This is a genomic window from Pontibacter indicus (assembly GCF_900156345.1).
GTDB classification, from domain to species: domain Bacteria; phylum Bacteroidota; class Bacteroidia; order Cytophagales; family Hymenobacteraceae; genus Pontibacter; species Pontibacter indicus.
Map to the genome: position 1 here is coordinate 1,968,563 of NZ_FTPP01000001.1, position 21,004 is coordinate 1,989,566.

At 52.6% G+C, this 21,004-nt stretch carries 18 protein-coding genes; 7 read left to right on the forward strand and 11 right to left on the reverse strand.

Annotated elements, in window-relative coordinates:
- Positions 1-26: 26 nt before the first annotated feature.
- Together B0B12_RS08455 and B0B12_RS08460 are read right to left on the reverse strand one after the other, a co-directional pair.
- A complete protein-coding gene (locus tag B0B12_RS08455; RefSeq protein ID WP_244554641.1) occupies positions 27-1,166 on the reverse strand; it encodes a hypothetical protein in 1,140 nt (379 codons plus the stop codon).
- Between the two features lie 83 nt (positions 1,167-1,249).
- Positions 1,250-2,275 (reverse strand): alkaline phosphatase family protein, encoded by a 1,026-nt coding sequence (locus tag B0B12_RS08460; RefSeq protein ID WP_244554642.1) that lies wholly within the window; start codon positions 2,273-2,275, stop codon positions 1,250-1,252.
- Positions 2,276-2,716: 441 nt separating this feature from the next.
- On the opposite strand from B0B12_RS08460, the gene B0B12_RS08470 reads away from it, so the two are divergent.
- A complete protein-coding gene (locus B0B12_RS08470; protein WP_076667438.1) occupies positions 2,717-3,475 on the forward strand; it encodes a phenylalanine 4-monooxygenase in 759 nt (252 codons plus the stop codon).
- Positions 3,476-3,550: 75 nt separating this feature from the next.
- On the opposite strand, the gene B0B12_RS08475 is transcribed toward B0B12_RS08470, so the two are convergent.
- Positions 3,551-4,222 carry a hypothetical protein gene (locus B0B12_RS08475; protein ID WP_076667441.1) on the reverse strand — a complete coding sequence of 224 codons (672 nt, stop codon included), beginning with the start codon at positions 4,220-4,222 and terminating at the stop codon, positions 3,551-3,553.
- Positions 4,223-4,315: 93 nt separating this feature from the next.
- Positions 4,316-5,485, reverse strand: a complete 1,170-nt coding sequence (locus B0B12_RS08480) for a CaiB/BaiF CoA transferase family protein (RefSeq protein ID WP_076667444.1) — start codon at positions 5,483-5,485, stop codon at positions 4,316-4,318.
- A gap of 716 nt (positions 5,486-6,201) precedes the next feature.
- Here B0B12_RS08480 and B0B12_RS08485 point away from each other — a divergent pair.
- The 4 genes from B0B12_RS08485 to pncA all read left to right on the forward strand — a co-directional run bounded on the left by B0B12_RS08485 (position 6,202) and on the right by pncA (position 12,113).
- Complete coding sequence (locus B0B12_RS08485) at positions 6,202-7,641, forward strand: DEAD/DEAH box helicase (protein WP_076667836.1); 1,440 nt, start codon at positions 6,202-6,204, stop codon at positions 7,639-7,641.
- A gap of 270 nt (positions 7,642-7,911) precedes the next feature.
- Positions 7,912-10,356 carry a TonB-dependent receptor gene (locus B0B12_RS08490; protein WP_076667446.1) on the forward strand — a complete coding sequence of 815 codons (2,445 nt, stop codon included), beginning with the start codon at positions 7,912-7,914 and terminating at the stop codon, positions 10,354-10,356.
- Between the two features lie 149 nt (positions 10,357-10,505).
- A complete protein-coding gene (locus B0B12_RS08495) occupies positions 10,506-11,219 on the forward strand; it encodes a PIG-L deacetylase family protein (RefSeq protein ID WP_076667449.1) in 714 nt (237 codons plus the stop codon).
- 279 nt (positions 11,220-11,498) lie between these two features.
- A complete protein-coding gene (pncA, locus tag B0B12_RS08500) occupies positions 11,499-12,113 on the forward strand; it encodes a bifunctional nicotinamidase/pyrazinamidase (RefSeq protein ID WP_076667452.1) in 615 nt (204 codons plus the stop codon).
- A gap of 194 nt (positions 12,114-12,307) precedes the next feature.
- Here the strand turns inward: pncA and B0B12_RS08505 are convergent, their stop codons facing one another.
- The 5 genes from B0B12_RS08505 to B0B12_RS08525 form a co-directional block, all read right to left on the reverse strand.
- Positions 12,308-13,255, reverse strand: a complete 948-nt coding sequence (locus B0B12_RS08505) for an aldo/keto reductase (protein ID WP_076667454.1) — start codon at positions 13,253-13,255, stop codon at positions 12,308-12,310.
- Positions 13,256-13,324: 69 nt separating this feature from the next.
- Entirely contained in the window at positions 13,325-14,269 is a 945-nt protein-coding gene (locus B0B12_RS08510) for a 1,4-dihydroxy-2-naphthoate polyprenyltransferase (RefSeq protein WP_244554643.1), read from the reverse strand.
- Between the two features lie 36 nt (positions 14,270-14,305).
- A complete protein-coding gene (locus B0B12_RS08515) occupies positions 14,306-14,899 on the reverse strand; it encodes a glutathione peroxidase (RefSeq protein WP_076667457.1) in 594 nt (197 codons plus the stop codon).
- A 223-nt stretch (positions 14,900-15,122) separates the two neighbouring features.
- Positions 15,123-16,913 carry an arginine--tRNA ligase gene (gene argS, locus B0B12_RS08520; protein ID WP_076667460.1) on the reverse strand — a complete coding sequence of 597 codons (1,791 nt, stop codon included), beginning with the start codon at positions 16,911-16,913 and terminating at the stop codon, positions 15,123-15,125.
- Between the two features lie 8 nt (positions 16,914-16,921).
- Entirely contained in the window at positions 16,922-17,893 is a 972-nt protein-coding gene (locus B0B12_RS08525) for an arginase (protein WP_076667463.1), read from the reverse strand.
- Between the two features lie 170 nt (positions 17,894-18,063).
- Here B0B12_RS08525 and B0B12_RS08530 point away from each other — a divergent pair, with 170 nt between their 5' ends.
- Both B0B12_RS08530 and B0B12_RS20270 read left to right on the forward strand, forming a co-directional pair.
- Entirely contained in the window at positions 18,064-19,458 is a 1,395-nt protein-coding gene (locus B0B12_RS08530; RefSeq protein WP_076667466.1) for a type III PLP-dependent enzyme domain-containing protein, read from the forward strand.
- Between the two features lie 90 nt (positions 19,459-19,548).
- The gene (locus B0B12_RS20270; protein ID WP_155800585.1) at positions 19,549-19,707 is read left to right on the forward strand and encodes a hypothetical protein; all 159 of its coding nucleotides are present in this window, start codon (positions 19,549-19,551) and stop codon (positions 19,705-19,707) included.
- 133 nt (positions 19,708-19,840) lie between these two features.
- On the opposite strand, the gene B0B12_RS08535 is transcribed toward B0B12_RS20270, so the two are convergent.
- The gene (locus tag B0B12_RS08535) at positions 19,841-20,284 is read right to left on the reverse strand and encodes an SRPBCC domain-containing protein (protein ID WP_076667469.1); all 444 of its coding nucleotides are present in this window, start codon (positions 20,282-20,284) and stop codon (positions 19,841-19,843) included.
- Between the two features lie 109 nt (positions 20,285-20,393).
- Positions 20,394-20,930 carry a D-glycero-alpha-D-manno-heptose-1,7-bisphosphate 7-phosphatase gene (locus B0B12_RS08540; RefSeq protein ID WP_076667472.1) on the reverse strand — a complete coding sequence of 179 codons (537 nt, stop codon included), beginning with the start codon at positions 20,928-20,930 and terminating at the stop codon, positions 20,394-20,396.
- Between the last annotated feature and the right edge of the window lie 74 nt (positions 20,931-21,004).

A 21,004-nucleotide genomic window follows, 5' to 3' on the forward strand; every position in this document is an offset into this window, starting at 1 on the left:
GGAGCAAGCCTTTTGTTCCGGCCATTTCATTTTAACCCCCGCACCGTCACGTAGCCTTTCTCGTTGCGGGCTCCCACCTTTACGATCTCCCGCTCAAACTTGCGCGGGTTGTTAATGATGTCATAAAAACTGTCCAGGTAGCTGAGCGACTGCCGCAGCCCAGTCTTGCTCAATGGCTCGCATTGCCGGTAGACCGCATAGATCGGCGTGCGGTATGAGTTAAAGGTATTGACCGTTTCGCGGTGCACGTTTTCCGGAAAACTGTACGCTCGGTACAGGCGCTGCTTCACCGATTTTATACCTAGCTCAGGCGGCGGCACAGCGTAAGGCGCGCCTACTATACCTGCGTAGTCGAAGTCGAAGGGCACCGGAATGGACGGCGAAAGAGAGTCAGGGGCCAGCAGGTCAATGTTGTGACGGTAGGGCACCGACCAGTCGGTGTTGCCGATCATGTACTGGAAGAGCGCCAACCGGGCCATCGCGCGCTGCTCGGTCTGGTCCATCGTGATGTTCCTCTTTTCAGGTATGCGCTTCATGTTGGCGCGTTTGGTCAGTGTCTTGTCATCCTCAATCAGAAAGGCATAGCGCACTTTTTCTCTCCGGTCGCCGGTGCTGTCCTGGTACGTCACCTGGCACAGCCGTACCCGGTAGCTCTCTTCCGCCAGAATGTTGTATACCTTATACACCAGGTATTCCCGGAGCACATAGTCCTCCCCGATGCAGTGGGTTACCAGCTTTAATTTGTTCTGCCCCTCAAAGAGCGTACCTTTGGGCATTTCTTTCCGGATGAGGTTCAGCATAAGCGGCGGGAAACGGCAAACGTTGGCATCGCGACGGCGGTTTCCCCGCACCATCACCTTCAGCGGCACGTTCACCATAGCCCCTGTTTGGTCAGCATACGAGAGGGTGGCCGAGTGGTATTTCCTTTCATCGCCACGGTCTTTCAGCAGCCGCTGGTAATTGGCCACGAGGGTGAACTTCAGCAGTGAGTCTTCCGAAAAAAGGTCTTTCTGTTTTGCCTCCTGCCCTTCCTGGCGCGTTCCTAAACTGTAGAGATTGGCTGTGTATACCTGCGCTATACCTTGTGGCGGCAGGTATAGCAGTGCGACCCAAACAACCAGGTATAGCCGACACCAAAAGCCATCAATAAATCGGGAAGCTGCCATAGGACAGGATAATAAACGATGCAGCCCGTATCAACACAAATCAGATGTAAGCTATACCTCGAAAGCTCAACTCAGGTATGGCATCAGGGCACTGGCGCGGTGCCCGCCGGCAGCCTGCGCAGGCTGCGACGCGTAAACAGTTCTTTCATCACCGTGCCCTGCGACTGCGGAAAAGCAATCCCCAGCATGGGCGCTACGGTTGCGGAGATATCCACCAGCGTATACCTGGTTTCCACAAAGCCGCCCTTCCGGAAGTCTGGCCCCAGCGCAAGCAGGCTGATGCGCCGACAGCCCTCGCAATCATCGCCGTGGTCAATCCAGCCGTTTTGCACAGAGTCCAGGTGCCGGCCATGGTCTGTGGTAATCAGCAGGGTTGTTTTTTTGCGGTAATGGCTGTCTTTCTGCAGGAAGTCCCAGAGTTGCTTTGCATAGCGGTCGCTGCGGGAGATGCCGCGCAGGTAGTACTCCCAGTTGCCCGCATGGGCATAGCCATCGGGCTCCATGAAGTTGATCAGCATCAGATTCGGCCGCTCAGTCTTCAGCACTTTCAGCACCTCAACCAGAGTGAGCGAGTCAGCCCGGTAGCCGCTGCCCGGTCCGCTGACGCCACAGTTGAGGGAGGGCAGCGCCTGGTCGTGCCAGTCGGGGTGCAGGGTGTTGCCCAGGATGTCTAGTTTATCTTTGCTCGACACGATCCAGGCGGCTGTGGCGGGCTTGCCCGTCTGCTTGCGCCATACCTGAAAGAAAGAAGGATTGGCGGGAAGTTCGGCGCCGTAGTTGTCGATGGCCTGGTTTATGCCTGTCGTGATGGCGGTATGGCCGGAGTTGGTGTAGGTATAGCCTTCGTTCCGGAAATTGTTGCAAAAGGTACCCTGCGGCACCATTTTCTGCGACATGTTCGGGATAACGCCCGGCACGGCTCCCCAGGTTTCAGAATAGCGCACACCGTCAATCACCAGGATGATCACATTCTCGGAGCGCAGGCCGCCGGCCCCTCCTCCTGCACCGGATGCAGCGCAGGAACTGAGCAGCCCCGTAACGGACAGGATCAGCATCGTTTGTTGCCAACCTACCTGCCACCGCTTCAAAAAACCCAGGGGTGCGTCCATACCTGACACAAGTAAAAGAACAGATAATCCTATACCTTAGGTATACGAATCCCACAAAAGTTCAGGCAAGCCGCCGGGGTAATCGGATAGTTTCAAAAAACCCGGCTGAATAATTTGCGTTTACGCTCAAGAATACGCTACTTGCCAACATCAAAAGACAAATGCATACACCAGCAGCCATAGCGACCCTCTCATTGCCTTTGCCACTCGGCACTGTGCTGCTGCATGCTGTTTCCGCTGATTGCTATCGCGCCGCTTATTATTGCTACGGTTATTATTACCGCTGCTCTACTGCGCTCTCTCAGGCAATCAGGCGACTCATAAACCGCACCTAAACAGGAAAAACCCACCACGGCATACCTGAACTGATACAACTGAAGCAGAGCGAAAGCTCTGCTTTTTTCATTTATACCTATCCCGAAAATTTTAAAAACAATTGATATGACAGCCATGAACCTGACACAGAACTACAGCAGCTACACATCCGAGAACCACCAGGTATGGGCCATCCTCTACGACCGCCAGGTGCGCAACCTACCCGGCAAGGCTATACCTGAGTTTATGAAAGGACTTGAGAAAGTAGGCTTCAGCCGCGAGCGTATACCTGATTTTAATGAAATCAACCAAAAATTAAAGCCCCTGACAGGTTTTGAGGTGGTAGCAGCGCCAGGCATTGTCGACGATGCCCTGTTCTTTCAACTAATTGCCAACAAACAGTTTCCGGCCACAGTGTGGGTGCGACGCATGGACCAGCTCGATTACCTGGAGGAGCCCGACATGTTCCACGACGTATTCGGCCACGTGCCCCTGCTCACCATCCCCGTGTACTGCGAGTTCCTGGCCAAGCTCTCCGAACTGGCCCTCACCCACCTCGACCGCCCTGACATCATCGACCGCCTCACGCGCATTTACTGGTACACTATCGAGTTCGGTCTGTTTCGCAAGCCGGGTCAGCAGGCCCAGATTTACGGAGCCGGCATCCTTTCGTCTGTTGGTGAGAGCAACCTGTCCGTATCTGACGAGAGCGTGAAACTGGACTTTGATGTGAGCCACATTTTGGACACGCCATACATTAAGGAGACGTTCCAAAGCCAGTACTTCTGCATCCAGAGCTTTGAGCAATTGCTCGAGAGCCTGCCAGCCTTGGAAGAAGCCCTGCAGAAACTGCGCACCGAAGATGCGCTGGCCACTTCCCTATAGCCCCTAAATAGAATCCGCCTGCGGCAGATGGTTTATACCTAACGCAGGCGGATTCTTTTTGCTATACCTGTAAGATTAGTGCGTGAGTTCGTGGCTGATCATGAAACCAAGTTTACGTGGTTTCGACAGCTGGGAGTTTTCGAGTTTCTGCTTGTAGGTGATGCGTTCGATGTCCGAGACATCCTGCCCCATCAGGTCGTTGTTCACGGCCGCGATCATGGCGCTTTCCACGATCAGGCGCAGCATGTCGTCGCTAATGACGTTGCGGGCGATGCGGTCGTAGTGCAGGTCCATCTGCTTCACCCCTTCTATCACAAAGTGGTTTTCAATGTTGATTAGCATGCGGCCCACCAGGTAACCCGGGTCGTCGAGGCGGTTGTACTTGATGGTGTCGGCCATGAAGTTGTAGGCCATGATGTGCCCGAAAAAGCGGCGCCGGAAGTCCTCGTCCACGTATTCGTTGCGCATGATCTCGTAATCGTCAGGAAAGGTGATAATGTTGGAGTGCATCACAAAGACAAGCAGGTCGCCTGAGAATTTGATCTGGAACTCCAAATCGCTGATGGCCTTGTACTCGATCACCACATCGGCATTGTGCGCCGTGATCCGGTTAGTCAGATCCTCCACAATTTCCTGCGAAATTTCCTTCATGCGTGTAAAGGCCTGATACGTATTGCGGTAGATCGCCTGCTTGGTAACTGACTTTTGCTGTAAGCCTTGTATTATATCGTCGAGTCTATCTTTCATCGTTGCGTTATTTTTCGGGTGCTGTATTTTTTACTCTAATCCACCAGAAATAGTTATTTACCCAATGCCGGAAGCTATACCTGCAGGTATAGCCTAATGCTCCGAAGCAGGTCCGCTGGCGGGATCTGTGAGCATGTCCAGTATCTGAGCCTGGTGCTGCCCAAAGGTTGGTGGGGGTGTCATGGTATCAACGCCTGTGCCTTCCATCACAAACGCCACCTGCCGGATGCCGCTCGGTCCATGAGGCTGGGTGAGCAGCATACGCCTGGCTTGCGGCTGTTCAAATACTTCAGGAACACTATTGACGGCGCCGGCCGGCACATGCAGCCTGTGCAATTCCGCCAGCAGACGTTGGCGCTCATGCTGGCTGATCAGCTTCTCCAGTTGCTCATTCACCGCCTCCCGGTACCGCACCCGTGCGCTGTTGGTGGCAAACTCGGGTCTCTCGGCCAATAAGGGATCCCCCAGCGCTTGGCACAGGCGCCTGAACTGCCGGTCGTCGCCGATGGCGAGCACCAGCGGCAGACCGTCCTTACAGGTATAGACACGCCCATAAGGCACAATGTTGGGGTGTTCAGAGCCCATGCGCTGCGGATTGTGCCCCGCCACCAGGTAGTTCGTGCCCTGGTTGGCCAGCGCCGACACGGCCGCATCAAAAAGCGAGACCTGCACATAGCTCCCCTTTCCGGAGCGTTCTCGCTGCAATAGCGCTGTCAGGATGCCTTCTTTCAGTTGGTGCGCCGCCAGCACGTCTATCAGCGCCACGGGCATTTTGGTGGGTGGTCCGTCCGTAGATCCATTTAGAAACATAAACCCACTTTCAGCTTGAATAACGGCATCGTAGCCGGCCCGCTCATCCTCCGGTCCATAGCCTGTAATGTGCCCGTAGATCAGACGTGGATTCAGTTGGGTCAATGTGCGGTAGTCTACCTGCAACTTCTCGGCGTCGCCGGGTTTGTAGCTGGCGATGACCAGATCGGCTTTGGCCGCTAACTGGTGCACCACCTCCAGCGCCTGCGGCTGTGTAATGTCGAGCCCGATCGAGCGCTTGCCCCAGTTGGCGGCCGAAAAGTAAGCGGACACGCCTTGGTTTCCCTGTTCACCGAACAGTTTCCAGTTGCGGGTTACGTCGCCGCCGGTTACCGCATTTTCCAGCTTCACCACCGTGGCGCCCAGCTCTGCAAAAAACTGTCCCACGCTGGGTCCTGCCAGCACACTGGCCAGCTCGAGCACCAGCATCTCTTTAAAAACAGGTTGTGCCATCGTTTTCAGGTATAAGGTATAGCTTACAGATTTGTCCTGCCTGCCGACCTGTTGGCAAAGCTATCGAAAAGGACATAAAAAAAGCAGCCCTTCCTAAGAAGAGCTGCCAGTATGTTTTCGCTATGTATAGTAAAGGATTCCGATCAGGAGGGTTTGCTACATCAAAATAAATATAGCATTAATAATATTAACACCCAGTAGAAGATAGAAATTCGGCGATTCTTGTATAGCTTTTTTCATTTTTATTTTAAATAAATCTGTCTTTTATATGTTTTAAGATGATTGTTTATATCACTTTGGGCTTGTTTACGCCGCCTTTAAACAAATGTTTCGGCGTTAATATAAAAAAATCTATGTAATTAAAACTAAATATTATTTAAGTACTATAAATAAAAAATGTATTCTTGATTTTCGTTCTATTTTAAAGCATTTTATCTATATAGCGATTTTTTAATGCTTTGAACTTTTTGAATGCCATGTCAAGTTTATAGATATATAGTTATATTCTTGACTGATTGATGATGCAATATTAATATAATTTTCAATATAAATAACATCAACTTTTAAATTTTTCTCAAATAAGGTATAAAAATCGTATCTTTACCCCTATAAATGCGGTTTAGAGGCCGCTAGGCCATAAAAATAATTTTAAAAAGATAACTTTGGATTTTCGTTCATTCAACCTTCACGAAGACGTGATCACCGGAATCGAGTCGATGGGCTACAACACCCCGACCCCGGTACAGCAACAGGCTATTCCGCTCATACTGGAGCAAAAAGACATCATCGCCTGCGCCCAAACGGGTACAGGCAAAACAGCCGCCTACCTGCTGCCGCTGATTGATCGTATCTCACATGCCAATTTCGGTTTCACCAGCACGCTTATTCTGGTTCCGACCCGCGAACTGGCCAAGCAGATAGATGAGCAGGTGGAAGGCCTGGGCTATTTCGCGCCGGTGAGCTCCATTGCCATTTACGGCGGCAGCAAAGGCGACGAGTGGGAGCAGCAGAAGCGTGCCCTCACCAGCGGCGCCGACATCATCATCGCCACGCCCGGCCGCCTGATGTCGCACATGGCACTGGGCTATGTAAAGCTCGACCAACTGAAGTACCTGGTGCTCGACGAGGCCGACAAGATGCTGGACATGGGCTTCATGGATGACATCCTGAAGATTGTGCGTGCCCTACCTGCAGAGCGCCAGACGCTCCTCTTCTCGGCCACCATGCCGAAGAAAATACGCGACCTGGCGCAGCAGATCCTGCAGCAGCCTGCCGAAATCAACCTGGCCATCTCCAAGCCTGCCGAGGGGATAGACCAGCGCCTATACCTGACCTACGACAACCAGAAGCTTCCTTTGCTGGAGCATCTGATCCGGGAACTGGAAGTGCAGAACATGATCATCTTCACGTCCCGCAAGTCGAATGTGAACCAGATCGTGCGCTCGCTGCGCAAAATGGGTTTTGAGGCCGAGGGCATTATGTCGGACCTGACGCAGGAGGAGCGCGAGAAGGCACTGCAGGGCTTTAAGAACAGAAAATACAAAATACTGGTAGCCACTGACATTCTCTCCCGAGGGATTGACATTGACAGCCTGAGCCATGTGCTGAACTTCGACATGCCGCAGGATGCCGAGGATTATGTACACCGCGTGGGCCGTACGGCTCGTGCCGCCTCTACAGGTATGGCGATCACCTTCGTGAACGAGAACGATATGTACCGCGTGCACAAAGTGGAGCGCCTGATTGAGCGCGAACTGCCAAAGCTTCCACTTCCGGAGGGCTTTGGTCCGGCACCGGTCTTCGACCCGACCCGCCGTGATTTCGGTCGGGGCGGCAAGGGCGGTGGAAGAACCGGCGGAGCGAGACAAGGCGGCAGACAGCGTGCAGGCGCAGGTGGCGGCCGAGATCGCAACCGACGCAGAGGGCCAAAGCCGGAAGGCACTGCTCCACACCCTGACGGAAACAGCCGACCTGTAAAGGCAGCCAACCCGCAACACAGGGCAGAGCAAGGTGCTCCAAGAGTAGAGGGGCAGGAAGGCAGCCAGAAACCGAACCGCAACCGCAACAAGAACCGAAACCGGAATCGCAGTAAGAACAAGCCGGGCAATGCAAACCCGCAAAACAGCAACCCGCCGGTTCCACAAGACAATAATTAAACGAAAAAAGCCACTCCTACCAGAGTGGCTTTTTTTATTGCCAGGTATAGCCATTACGCAGTTCTGCCTAGCTCAACTCTACCTTTCGTCTAGAAAAAAAGGAGTTTCATATAATATTTATTCCGTTATATATAATATTTACTATCTTTCTCTTCGTTATTGATTCAACCCCCTGCTCCAATGGTCGGTTCCGGCTAATGCAATGGTAGAGGCAAGGCTTTCCAGCCTGTTGGTAACTGATCGTGTCATTCTAAACATCTTTACTACAACATGAAACAAACTTTACTGCTGGCACTGCTCTGGTGCCTGACATGCGGCGCTTTTGCCCAGTCACCAATCCCGACAGGCACCATCAAGGGCATCGTAACCGACTCGGCCACACAGGCAAATCTGGGCTATGTAACTGTAGTAGTGCAGGAGGCTGGGAAGAACCAAGCCATCAAAAGTACTTTTACCAAAGACAATGGCGCCTTTGAACTGACGGGCCTAGAACTGAAGCAGTACCAGTTGGTACTCTCCTATGTGGGTTACAAACCCAGGGTGCTGCCACTGCCAGCCTTCAGCGGAAACACTATCGATCTGGGCAAGTTAACGCTTGTGTCGTCGGCCAAGCAACTGAAGGAAGTCCAGATCGTGACGGAGAAGTTGCTGGTGGAACAGGACATCGACAAAATTACCTATAACGTGGATGCGGACCCCGAAAGCCAGACCATGACGGCGCTGGACATGCTGCGCAAGGTGCCGCTGCTGAGCATGGATGCCGAGGACAACATCAAACTGAACGGCAACAGTAACTACCGCGTGCTCGTGAATGGCAAAACCTCATCGCTGTTTGTGCGCAGCCCTAAAGATGTGTTCAGAAGCATGCCGGCCAATACCATCAAAAGCATCGAAGTGATCACCAATCCGCCGTCGAAGTACGAGGCTGAGGGCGTTGGCGGCATCATCAACATTATCACGCACAAGAAGAACATTGGCGGGTATAACGGCTCGGTGAATGCGCAGGTATCCAGCCCGAAAGGAACCAACCTGGGTGGTTACGTGACCGCCAAAGCAGGCAAAGCGGGTTTTTCCGGTTATTTCGGAACAGGCTCCTATTACAGTCCTACCAATAGCAACAACCTGTTCAGGGAAGACAAAGTACGCCAGACCTTGCTGGAGCAAGTCGGTGAAAGCCGCAACGACAACACGTACCAGTATGCCAATGCCGAGTTCAGCTACGAAATGGACACGCTCAACCTGTTCACGGCTAACTTCAGCATGAACACAAACAATGGCAACAGCTTCCTGACGCAGCGTGCCGATCTGTTTGATGCTGCCGGAGCGCTGACACAGGCCTATACCCGCCTGAACTACGGTGACTTTACCTGGAAAGGCTACGACCTGGGAGCGGACTACCAGCGTTCGTTCAAGAAAAGCAAAGACCAACTGTTCACACTTTCTTATCGCCTGAATAACGGCAGCACCGGCAGTGGCTCTGATTTTATACTGGACCCGGTGCTCAACTTCAACGGCCAGGTAAGCCAGACCGACAACGAGGGCACGTCTGTGGAGCACACCATGCAGGCCGACTATGTGCAGCCGATCAAAAAGCACACGCTCGAACTAGGGGTGAAAACGATCTTCCGCCTCAACAGCAGCGATTATTTCTACAGCAACCAAAACCCTGAAACTGGCGATTTTGTGATCGACGAGCGCCTGAGCAATAACTTCGACTACCGCCAGGATATTTACGCTGCCTATACCTCGCTGAGTCTCAAGAAAGGCGATTGGGGACTGAAAACGGGTGCCCGACTGGAACAGACCATACTTGATGCCAACTTTAAGTCGTCCGGCACGGTGGCCACCCCGGACTATTTCAACCTGATTCCGAACATCACCCTGTCGCGCAAACTGAAGGGGGCCAGCACCATGCGCCTATCCTATACCCAGCGCATCGAGCGGCCAAGCCTCTACTACCTTAACCCTTACATCAACCAGATCGACCCGCGAAATATCAGCTTTGGCAACCCGAAACTAGACCCGGCAACGAACAATGTGTTCAACCTGGCCTATAATACCTTTGTGAAGGGAACATCCATTAATGCGAGCATCTTCCACAATTTCACCAACAATTCCATCCAGAGCTTTACCACGCTTGGTGCAGACACCGTAGCGCGCACGACCTACGGCAACATTGGCCGCAACCAGACTTATGGCTTCTCTTTGAGCGGCAACACCACGTTGTTCAAGAAACTGAGCATCAACCTGAACACGACAACCAACTATGTGAAGCTGACCAGTGTGATAGACGGTGTGCCTCAGAACAACGAGGGCTTTACCTACAATGTATTCGGCTACACCAGCTACCGTTTCGAGAAAGGCTGGCGCGCGAGCGGCAACATTGGCTACTACTCTTCCCGCATTCTGTTGCAGGGTCGCTCGGCCGGTTATACCTGGAATAGCCTCTCGCTTAGCAAGCAGTTCCTGAAAGACAACAAAGCGACGCTGAGTTTCTCTGTGAACAGTCCGTTCCAGAAAAACCGCCGTTTCCTGAACGAGATCAACGACCCGCGCTTTACACAAACACAGGAGAACTTTAATGTGATGCGTCGCTACAGTGTTGGCTTCAACTACCGCTTCGGTAAGTTGAAAGGAGACATCGCCCGTAAGAAACGCGGCATCAAAAACGACGACATGAAGGCCGGCGAGAGCCAGGGCAGCGGTGTGAATTAAGCTCTTCCTGAATCACAGCTATTGAACACGTGAAGCGTCCCCGCCTGTACCTCTTAAATTGGTACAGGCGGGGACGCTTCTTTTTTCTAAACCGCTCCCGCACCTTCGCCCGTTTAAGTACAGAGTCAGTCACTAAAGCCAGCCATACCATGCGCATCCTCTACATCTTCCCCCATCCGGACGACGAATCGTTTGGCCCCGCCCCTGTTATGTGGCAGCAGCTGCAGCAAGGGCACCAGGTATACCTGCTCACGCTCACCCGCGGTGGCGCGACCAAAGTGCGGCACGAGCTGGGACTAAGCGTGGCTGAGATGGGCGAGGTCAGGTATAAGGAGATGCTGGCTGTGGAGCGTGTGCTGGGCCTGACCGGCATGACGGTACTCGACCTGCCCGACAGCGGCATGGCTGAGATGGACCCGCGAGAAATTGAGAAAGTAGTGCAGGCGCACATCCGGCAGCTAGAGCCGCAGGTTGTCGTCTCGTACCCGGTGCATGGGGTGAGCGGCTTTCACGATCACCTGGTGATGCATGCTGTAGTCAAACGCGTATACCTGGAGTTGAAAGACAGCGGAGCCAACTACCTGAAACGGCTTGCCTTCCTCACGCTCCCAAACAAAACGGAACAACCACTGCAGTCCGGCAAGTTTGTAATGAAGCACAGCAGGCCTGACCTGATCGACTGCGAAGTCAAACTACGCCCTGAGGATTTCGAGGTCATGAAAAAGGCACTCAGCTGCTACGATACCTACCAGGACGTGATCAAACAGGCCAACGTAGTAGAGTCGATCGGCGATACCGTATACTTTGAAATCTACCAGGAGGATCACAAGCCGCCGCTGGCCAACCTAACGGATGGGCTGTAGTTTTTTGACAAAGGAGTGTTTGACAAAGGACAAAAGAATTGGGAGAAACCTACTATGTCATGCTGTTAAGCATCCTGGTAAAAGGGAAGAAAAAGTCGATAGCTATGGGTCCACAAGCTCCTTTTTGGATGACAAAAAAGGAGACGGGACGGTCTGAGAAATGGACTTGAAGCATACTTGTGAATGAATAAGCCCATAGCAAAGCATGAAATCCGTTTCTGCTTTGCAAGTCACTCGTCCTTTGTCTAACTTTCCTTTGTCATTAAATAAACCCGAACCATGAAAGCGCTACTGCTTATCGACATACAAAACGATTTCCTGCCTGGCGGCGCATTGGCTGTGGCGGAAGGCGACCAGATCATCCCAATCGTAAACCAACTACATGACCACCTGGACCTGGTGGTGGCGACGCAGGACTGGCACCCGGCTGACCACAAGAGCTTTGCCTCCAACCATGAAGGCAAAAACCCATTCGAGACGACCGAGCTACTCGGGCTGCCGCAAGTACTCTGGCCAGACCACTGTCTGCAGGGCACATCCGGCGCCGACTTCTCTTCAGAACTTGAATCCCGGAGGATTGAGGCGATTTTCAGAAAAGGCACTAACCCGGAAATAGACAGCTACAGCGGCTTTTATGACAACGGTCGCCTCAAGTCCACCGGGCTGGCTGACTACCTGCGTGGCAAAGGCGTGACGCAGATCTACCTGGCAGGACTGGCCGCCGACTATTGCGTGTATTATTCCGCCAAAGACGCGCTGGACGAAGGCTTTGAAACCTTTGTGCTGGAAGACGCCGTCCGCGCCATCAGCCCCGAAGGCTACGAAACCGCCCGAAAGGACATATTAGAAAGAGGCGGCAAGATCATCCAGAGCAGTGACTTATTTCTACGTTAATCCAATTGTTCATCAACAGTCTATTCTTAAGAGCTATACCTGTTTGTCTATAAACAATGCAGGTATAGCTGATTTGAGAAAGTAGCAGTATTTGTTATTCCGGCAACCGGGAGACCTTCCAGCAACACCATAAAACAGTAAGAGCCACATTAAAAGTGGCTCTTACTGTTTTATGCTTATACCTGTGTTTTGCTTTAATAAGCACTCGCTTCGTCCAGCTTCTTAATGGCAGCTTGATCCAGCCTGAGCCCGGCAGCTTTTACCAGATCCTCCAGTTGCTCTAGCTTCGTGGCACTGGCGATAGGAGCCGTTATGCTGGGCCGTGCCATCAGCCAGGCAAGCGAAACACTGGCCGGCGTGGTGTTATACTGCTCGGCCACCTCGTCCAGCGCTTTTAAGATGCGAATGCCTCGCTCGTTCAGGTAATTCTTCATGCCGCCGCCGCGTGGGCTCTTTCTAAAGTCTGCCTCCGAGCGATACTTGCCCGTTAGGAAACCACTGGCCAGTGCGTAGTAGTTGATCACGCCCAGTCCATACCTTGTGCAGATGGGTTCTATTTCCTTTTCGTAGGCTTCGCGGTCGTAGAGGTTGTACTCCGGCTGGAAACTCTCGTAACGTGCCAGGTTATTTTGTTCACTTGCTTTCAAAGCCTGCTCCAGGCGTTCGCCGCTGAAGTTCGATGCCCCGATTGCCCGCACTTTCCCTTCCTGTATGAGTTTGGTGTAAGCTTCTAAGGTTTCTTCGAGGGGTGTCTCCGGATCGTCGTAGTGTGACTGGTACAGGTCAATATAATCGGTCTGGAGTCGTTTGAGGGAGGCTTCTACCTGTTGCCGGATGTAGTCTTTGCCCAGGCCACCCTTGCCTTCCAATTTGGCCCCTACTTTGGTGGCAATGATAATCTGCTCTCGTCCTCCACGCTGCTTCAGCCAGTTGCCGATGATGGTTTCAGACTCGCCGCCTTTGTTTCCCGGCACCCAGGAAGAATACGAGTTAGCCGTATCGATGCAGTTAAAACCGGCCTCCACAAAGGCATCCAGCAATTTGAAAGAGGTTTGCTCGTCGGCAGTCCAGCCAAACACATTGCCGCCAAATACCAAAGGCGCTATTTCAAGGCCGGAATTACCAAGCTTGCGTTTTTCCATGTTATCAGAGTTAAAAGGTAAATTCCTTCTTACGGGAGCAATGCCTGAAGGTATAGCAGGTATAGGTTGCTAGAGCACCTGCCCGATGCCAAAGAGCAGCACAAACAGCATGGTCGTAATGGCCATCTGTTTCAGGTATGGATCGAGCTCAGCGGAGGTTTGCTTGCGCCACACGTTCACACCGTTTGAGATCAGCAGCGGCAATGTCAGCACAAACAGAAACTGCCAGGTGCTGTAGAAGTGGAGCAGCACATAGGTAAAGGCACTCGTCACCCCACCAATCAACAATATGATGTGGTAAATGCGCGCACGCTTTGGTCCCAACCGCACAGGTATAGACCGCTTGCCGGCCAGCACATCAGACTTAATGTCGCGGATGTTGTTCACGTTGAGCACCGCAGTCGCGAAGAAGCCACAGACCATGGCCGGCAGGATAACTAAAGCAGGTAGCGACTGCGACTGCAAGAAGAAGGTACCCAGTACCCCTACTAGTCCGAAGAACAGGAACACGAAGATATCGCCCAATCCGGCGTAGCCGTAGGGTTTGGAACCGGCGGTATAGTTGATGGCCGCCCAAATGGAGGCCAGGCCCAGTCCCAGGAAGACAAGGAACAGGTAGATTCCCTCCGTGCCAAATGCCACCCACAGCAGCAGCAAACCCGACACCAGCGAGAGCAGGCTGAACACGGCCATCCCCTTCTTCATATGCTCGGCCTTAATTATGCCTGCCTGTACCGCCCGCTTCGGCCCCTCCCGGTGCTCACTGTCGGCCCCGTGTATGGAGTCGCCGTAGTCGTTGGCCAGGTTGGAAAGGATTTGCAAAAAGAGCGTAGTGAGTACGCACAGGCCCACCACCAGGGCATCAAAAGCTCCGTATGCAGCGGCCATGAAGCCGCCCATGCCGATGCAGGAAAAAGCCAGCGGCAGTGTGCGCGGCCTAAAAGCGGAAATCCAGGCCTTGACCAGACCTGGATTCTGCGGAATGTGTTGTGTTGTGTCCAATGTATTTCTCAAAAAAGCAGGTATAGCAAAGGTCTATACCTGACAAAATTACTTCTGAATTGCCGCCAGGATCTCCTCGCCCATCGGCTTTACTTTGGATGGGTAGAAGGCGACCACTTTGCCGTTCTCGTCGATCAGATACTTGCTGAAGTTCCAGCTTGGCTCCTCTTGGTTCGGGCTGTTTTTGGCCAGCCACTGGTAGAGCGGGTGCTGGTCATCGCCTTTCACCGATACTTTCTCCATCATTTGGAAAGTCACGCCATAGTTCTTTTGGCAGAACTCAGCAATCTGCTCTTTCGAACCCGGCTCCTGTCCGCCAAAATTGTTGGCCGGGAAGCCCAGGATCACTACCTTGTCGCCGTGCGTCTCGTGGAGCTTTTGCAGGTCGGCGTACTGTGGGGTATAGCCGCACTCCGAGGCGGTGTTCACCACCAACACTTTTTTGCCTTTGAACTTCGAGAAATCGATCTCTTTCCCGTCCAGGCTCTCTATTTTGAAGGAGTAAAAGCCGTTGGCCTGTGCCGTTTGATTCGTCTCTGTTGCCATATCATTGGTTTGGTTTGCGTTAGATGATCCGCCTGTGCAGGCTGTCGATACACCTAGTACCATGGCTACTGTCAAAAGTTGTGCGATGCGCTTCATGTTAGCTTTGCTTAAGGTATAGATTCCGGCTGATAAACCTGAATTTATTAGGTTTGTTTTAACTTCTTAAAACTATGGCGCGAGCGTCCTCGCTCGTGTCTACTATGGCGGGGCCTCTGGCCCCTATAGATTAATTAAGCCTAACTCAACTGGGCCAGAGGCCCCACTATAATGGGCACGAGCGAGGACGCTCGCGCCATACCTGTATACCTATACCTCAACCCTACATTCGCTCCGGCACTTCAATCCCCAGCAGGCTCATGCTTTCGCGCACGAAGCGGGCTACCATGGCAGAGAGGGCGATACGGAAGTTGCGGGCCTGTTCGTCGGTTTCGTTGAAGATCGAGATCTCCTGATAGAAACGGTTGTAGGCTTTGGCCAGCTCGTAGGCGTAGTTGGCGATCACGGACGGAGCATACAGCTTGCCCGCTTCCTTCACCACCTCCGGGTAGTTCACCAATTGTACAATCACCTCCTGCTCTGCTTCGTGCAGGTTGCTGAAGTCACCAAATGAGGCGGCGTCCACGGCTATCCCCATCTCTGCCGCCTTACGCAAAATGGCGGAGATACGGGCGTGCGTGTACTGCACAAACGGGCCGGTGTTGCCACGGAAGTCGATCGACTCCTGCGGGTTGAAGAGCATGCGTTTCTTCGGGTCCACTTTCAGCAGGAAGTACTTCAGGGCACCCATCGCCAGGGTATGGTACAGCTGCTGCGCCTCTTCGGGCGTGAAGCCTTCGATCTTGCCCAACTCCTCTGTCTGCTGACGGGCCGTGTCGATCATCTCAGCTACCAGTTCGTCCGCGTCCACTACCGTACCTTCCCGCGATTTCATTTTGCCCGATGGCAGGTCTACCATGCCGTAAGACAGATGGTAGATACCTTCCGCGTAAGGCTTGCCCAGCTTCTTCAGAACAGCCTTCAGCACCTGGAAGTGGTAATTCTGCTCATCGGCCACCACGTATACCGATTGGTCGTAGGGGAAGTCGTTGTATTTGAGCTCAGCCGTACCGAGGTCCTGGGTGATGTAGACTGAAGTGCCGTCGGAACGCAGCAACAGCTTCTCGTCCAGCCCTTCGTCGGTCAGGTCCACCCATACCGAGCCGTCCGGCTTTTTGAAGAATACGCCTTTCTGCAGGCCTTCCTCCACACGCTCCTTGCCCAGGGTATAGGTCTCAGACTCGTAGTAATATTTGTCAAAGTCAACGCCGATGTTACGGTAAGTTTGGTCGAAGCCAGCGTACACCCAGCTGTTCATCTGCTTCCACAGCGATACTACTTCCTCATCGCCCTGCTCCCATTTCTGCAGCATGGCCTGTGCCTCCAGTATCAGTGGAGCTTTCTTCTTCGCCTCTTCCTTGTCCATACCTCCGGCTACCAACTCGTCGATCTGCTCTTTGTAAGCCTTGTCGAAGAGCACATAATATTTGCCAGCCAGGTGGTCGCCTTTGATGCCGCTGCTCTCAGGTGTTTCGCCGTTGCCCATTTTCTGGTAAGCCAGCATCGACTTACAAATATGGATGCCGCGGTCGTTCACCAGGTTCGCCTTCATCACGTTGTGCCCGTTGGCCTTCATAATCTCGGCCACCGAGTAGCCAAGGAAGTTGTTGCGCAGGTGGCCCAGGTGCAGCGGTTTGTTCGTGTTTGGCGAAGAGTATTCCACCATCACGTTCTTGCCAGACTCCGCGCCCTGTCCATGGCTTGGGTTGGTCATCAGGTCGCGGAACAGGCGTACCCATACCTCCTCCTCTATCTCCAGGTTCAGGAAACCTTTTACCACGTTGTAGTTCTTTACCTCGGCAGCGTGCTCCTTGAGGTAGGCGCCCAGGGCCTCCCCGATCTGCTCCGGCCCTTTGCCGGCCTGCTTGGTATAAGGGAAAGTGACGAAGGTGAAGCTGCCGGCAAACTCCTTGCGGGTAGGTTGCAGGGCGATGGTAGAAGCGTCAACAGTAAGGCCAAACAGAGCCTCCAGTGCCTGGCTAATGCTTTGGCTGATGGCGTATTGAAGTTGCATTAAGTAGATTAATGTATAGCTGTTTTATTGAATTCTCGGTGTAATATGGCGTCGGTGGCAGTTTCGAGAATATCGAAGGCGTTCTCGGCCATGGTATTTTCGGTATCGAGCGTCGGGTTGATCTCCGTCATCTCGTAGCAGACAATGCGCGGGTCCTGCAGCAGGTGATAGTTCAGCTCCTGCGCTTCCTCCACCCTCAGGCCCACCTCTACCGGCGTGCCCGTGCCTTTCGAAAACTTGGAGTCGAGGCTGTCCACGTCGAAGGACACGTAGATGATGTCGCAGTCGCGCAGGCGCTCCAGGGCCTCTGCCGCTACCCGTGCCGCCCCCTTCTGGGTAAACTCGGCATAGGTAAAGTTCTTGATGCCGTGCTTTTCCATCAGGTAGTCTTCCGGCTCCTCGGTGTCGCGCACCACCACATAGACCAGGTGCTCGGGCTTCATCTTCGGACCCGGATAGGCCAGTTTCTTAAGCGAGTTCCAGAAGAAGATGGTCTCCGGCTCCGGGTCGTTGATCTGGCGCTCGAGGTTGTCGAGGTTCAGGGCCATGGCCAGCGGCATGCCGTGCACATTGCCCGAAGGCGAGGTATAAGGCGAGTGGATGTCGGCGTGCGCGTCGATCCAGATCACGCCCAGCGTTTTGTCCGGATAAGCTGCCTTGATACCGGCGATGGTGCCATGGGCATTGGAATGGTCACCCGAGAGCACCAGTGGAAACATGTCGAGCTCCAGCGTCTGCTCCACGGCGTTGGCAATGTTCTTATGCACCGACAGGATGCTGTCGATATGATGCGCATTTGGAAACAGATCTTTGTCGAACAGGGTATAGTTCAGATCAGGTACGCTGATAGAGTTGAATCGCTTGAAGTAGTCACAGCCTTTGTCTAAGCAGGCTACCCGCAACGCATCTATGCCCATACTCGCACCGCGAGTACCGGCCCCCAACTCCGAGCGCACTTCTATCAGTTTGATTTTTTTCATAGATATAATCGTTCTGTCTCGCTAGCTACCTTCTGTCATAAAATTTCCCGGCCCAAAAGAGCCTGATTGGAATAATTTCATGAACGATTCATATAATTTGAACCAAGTTTTTGCAAAGATGGTAAATAACGAACAATATTGCATGTTTTCTTAAGAGCCCAAGCACCATAATGGATAAATACACCGACCTGATTCACCAGACTTTTGATTTTCCCACTGAAGAGTTTACTGTAGAAAACAATGAGTTGTTTTTCAACGGCATTCCGCTGATGGATCTCATCAAACAGTACGGGACTCCTTTAAAATTAACATACCTGCCCAAGATTAGTTCGCAGATTCAGAAGGCAAAACGTCTTTTCAACGATGCGATCGAGAAGCTCGACTACCAGGGCACCTATACCTATTGCTATTGCACCAAGGCCTCGCATTTCTCTTTTGTGATGGAAGAGGCCCTCAAAAATGACATCCACATCGAAACCTCCTCGGGTTACGACATGCAGATCGTGAAGGCGCTCTACAAAAAGGGTAAGATCACCAAAGACACCTACATCGTCTGCAACGGCTTCAAGCGCAAACGCTACCGCCAGTGGATTACGGAGTTCATCAACGACGGATTCGTGAACTGCATGCCGATACTCGACCACCTGGGCGAGATCGATTACTACAAAGAGCACGTGAAAGTGAAGACGAAGGTGGGCATGCGACTGGCCTCCGACGAAGAGCCGAAGTTCCAGTTCTATACCTCGCGTCTGGGTGTGCGCTACAACGACGTGATTGACCTATACGAGCAGCAGATTAAGCCGGACGACCGCTTCGAGCTGAAGATGCTGCATTACTTCATCAACACAGGTATAAAGGATACCTCTTACTACTGGTCGGAGTTGAGCCGCTTTGTGCGCAAGTACTGCGAACTCAAGAAGGTATGCCCGGAGCTGGACACCATCGACATCGGCGGCGGCTTCCCGATCAAGACCTCCATTCAGGCGGATTATAACTATCAGTACATGACCGAGGAGATCCTGCGCACCGTCAAGCGTATTTGTACGGAAGAGGGTGTACCGGAGCCGAACATCTTCACCGAGTTTGGTATTTTTACGGTAGGCGAAAGCGCGGCCAACATCTACTCCATCCTGGACGAGAAGCTGCAGAACGACAAGGAGCTTTGGTACATGATCGACGGTTCGTTCATTACCAACCTGCCGGATGCCTGGGCCCTGAACCAACGCTGGCCGCTGTTGGCCGTGAACCACTGGGACAAAGAGTACCGCAAGATTCAGCTGGGCGGCATGACCTGCGACAGCCAGGACTACTATAACTCTGAGATGCACTCGTTCCAGGTGTTCTTGCCGAAAGTGCCGAAGGAAGAGCCGCTCTACATTGGTTTCTTCCACACGGGTGCTTACCAGGAGCAGTTGAGCGGATACGGTGGCATCAAACACTGCCTGATCCCGTCGCCACAGCACATTTTAGTGGACCGCCAGGAAGACGGCACGCTCAAGAGCTGGCAATTTGCGCCGGAACAGAGCTATGAATCGATGCTGAACATACTGGGATACGAAATTTAAGGCTGCGGTCGTTAAATTTGCGTATACTGTTTTGCATTTATAGTAAAAATTGTATTTTTGGTTTACCATCGTTTATCTAAATATTTTACCATGAAGAAATTAGCAGCATTCGGCGCATTCATCCTGGCTCTGGGTATGACTTCCTGCAAGACCTACTGCCCAGCCTACAACTTTGCCAGTGTAGAGGTGTCCGAGCAGAACGCCCCGGCAACTGACCTTGTGCAGGAGACTGAAGTGATCAAAGGCTAATCTGAGCGATTGCCTCTGGATATAAAAAAACCGGCTTGAAGGCCGGTTTTTTTGTTTTGCTATACCTGATAACTTACTATTACCGGCCTTCCCCTGCCGCAACAAGATATAGCAAGGTAAAACTTGACGGTACTTAGTTGGCTTTCATAAAATTGAATGCCCCTTTTCGAAGCTGTACACCATACTCCAGGTAGGCTTTCATACAGGCCAGGAAGTTGGCCCAGCCCTCGGTATTTCCCAGAGCCCATTTCAAGTTTTCCTCGCTGTACTTTTTTGCCCCTTCTGTCACTCTCACTACCGTGCTTTGGTCAGGCTGCGCTTCCAGCACAATGTCCACCGTGGTTTCCTCATCCCACACAAATGAGACGGATCGGTTGGGCTCAACCTTTCCTACTCTCACCGGGAACTCGTCCGGGAACTCCGGAAATTTCCAGACCAGCTCTCTGCCAGTTTCCATGCGCCCACTACTTTCCGAAATAAAGTAATTTGTCATTTTCGCGGGATCGACGATCCCCTCAAAAACCTCATCGGCCGGTTTTTGAATTTGAATGGCTGCTTTTGCGATCAGGTCCATCATGGTTGTAATATTGAGTTTTTGTTTACGTAGTCATTTGCTATACCTGCGTTAGAGGTTTGCGGTCCCATAGATAGAAAGATAGCGAAAAGAAAATAACGGAACGGTATAGCTATACCTGAACGTCCACCTCCAGCCTACTGCTAATTATAAGCTGCGCTGCTTGCCACAAATCTTCCACTTGCCAGGTATAGCTGCCGGGTGAATACTTATCGCCAACTATAATAGAGCGCACGCCAACTTTCTCAGCTGCTTCCAGGTCGCGGTGCGAGTCGCCTACCATCCAGCTCTGGGCGGGGTCAATGCTATACCTGGCCATGGCGCGCTCCAGCATCAGGCTGTCGGGTTTGCGGGAGAGGGACTCGGAGTAGTGCGGGTGCGAGGGGGCGTAGTAGATCGCGTCGATCAGATGGTTGCAGCGCTCCTGCAGTTTCTGGTGGCAGGCCATGACATCAGCCTTGGTATACAGGCCTTTGGCTATTCCGCCCTGGTTCGTAACCACAATGAGGAAATAGCCGTTTTGCTTCAAAAGCGCCAACGCCTCCGGCACGCCCGGCAGCACTTCAAAATCTTCCAAGGTATAGGTATAGTCCCCTCGTTCGCGGTTAAGCACACCGTCACGGTCCAGGAATACGCACTTTTGCAGCATGGTCAGTTGATAGGTTCAGGCGCTAAAATTAGAATTATTACGTTTGATATGCACGGCCCGGCAGGAATACTGCT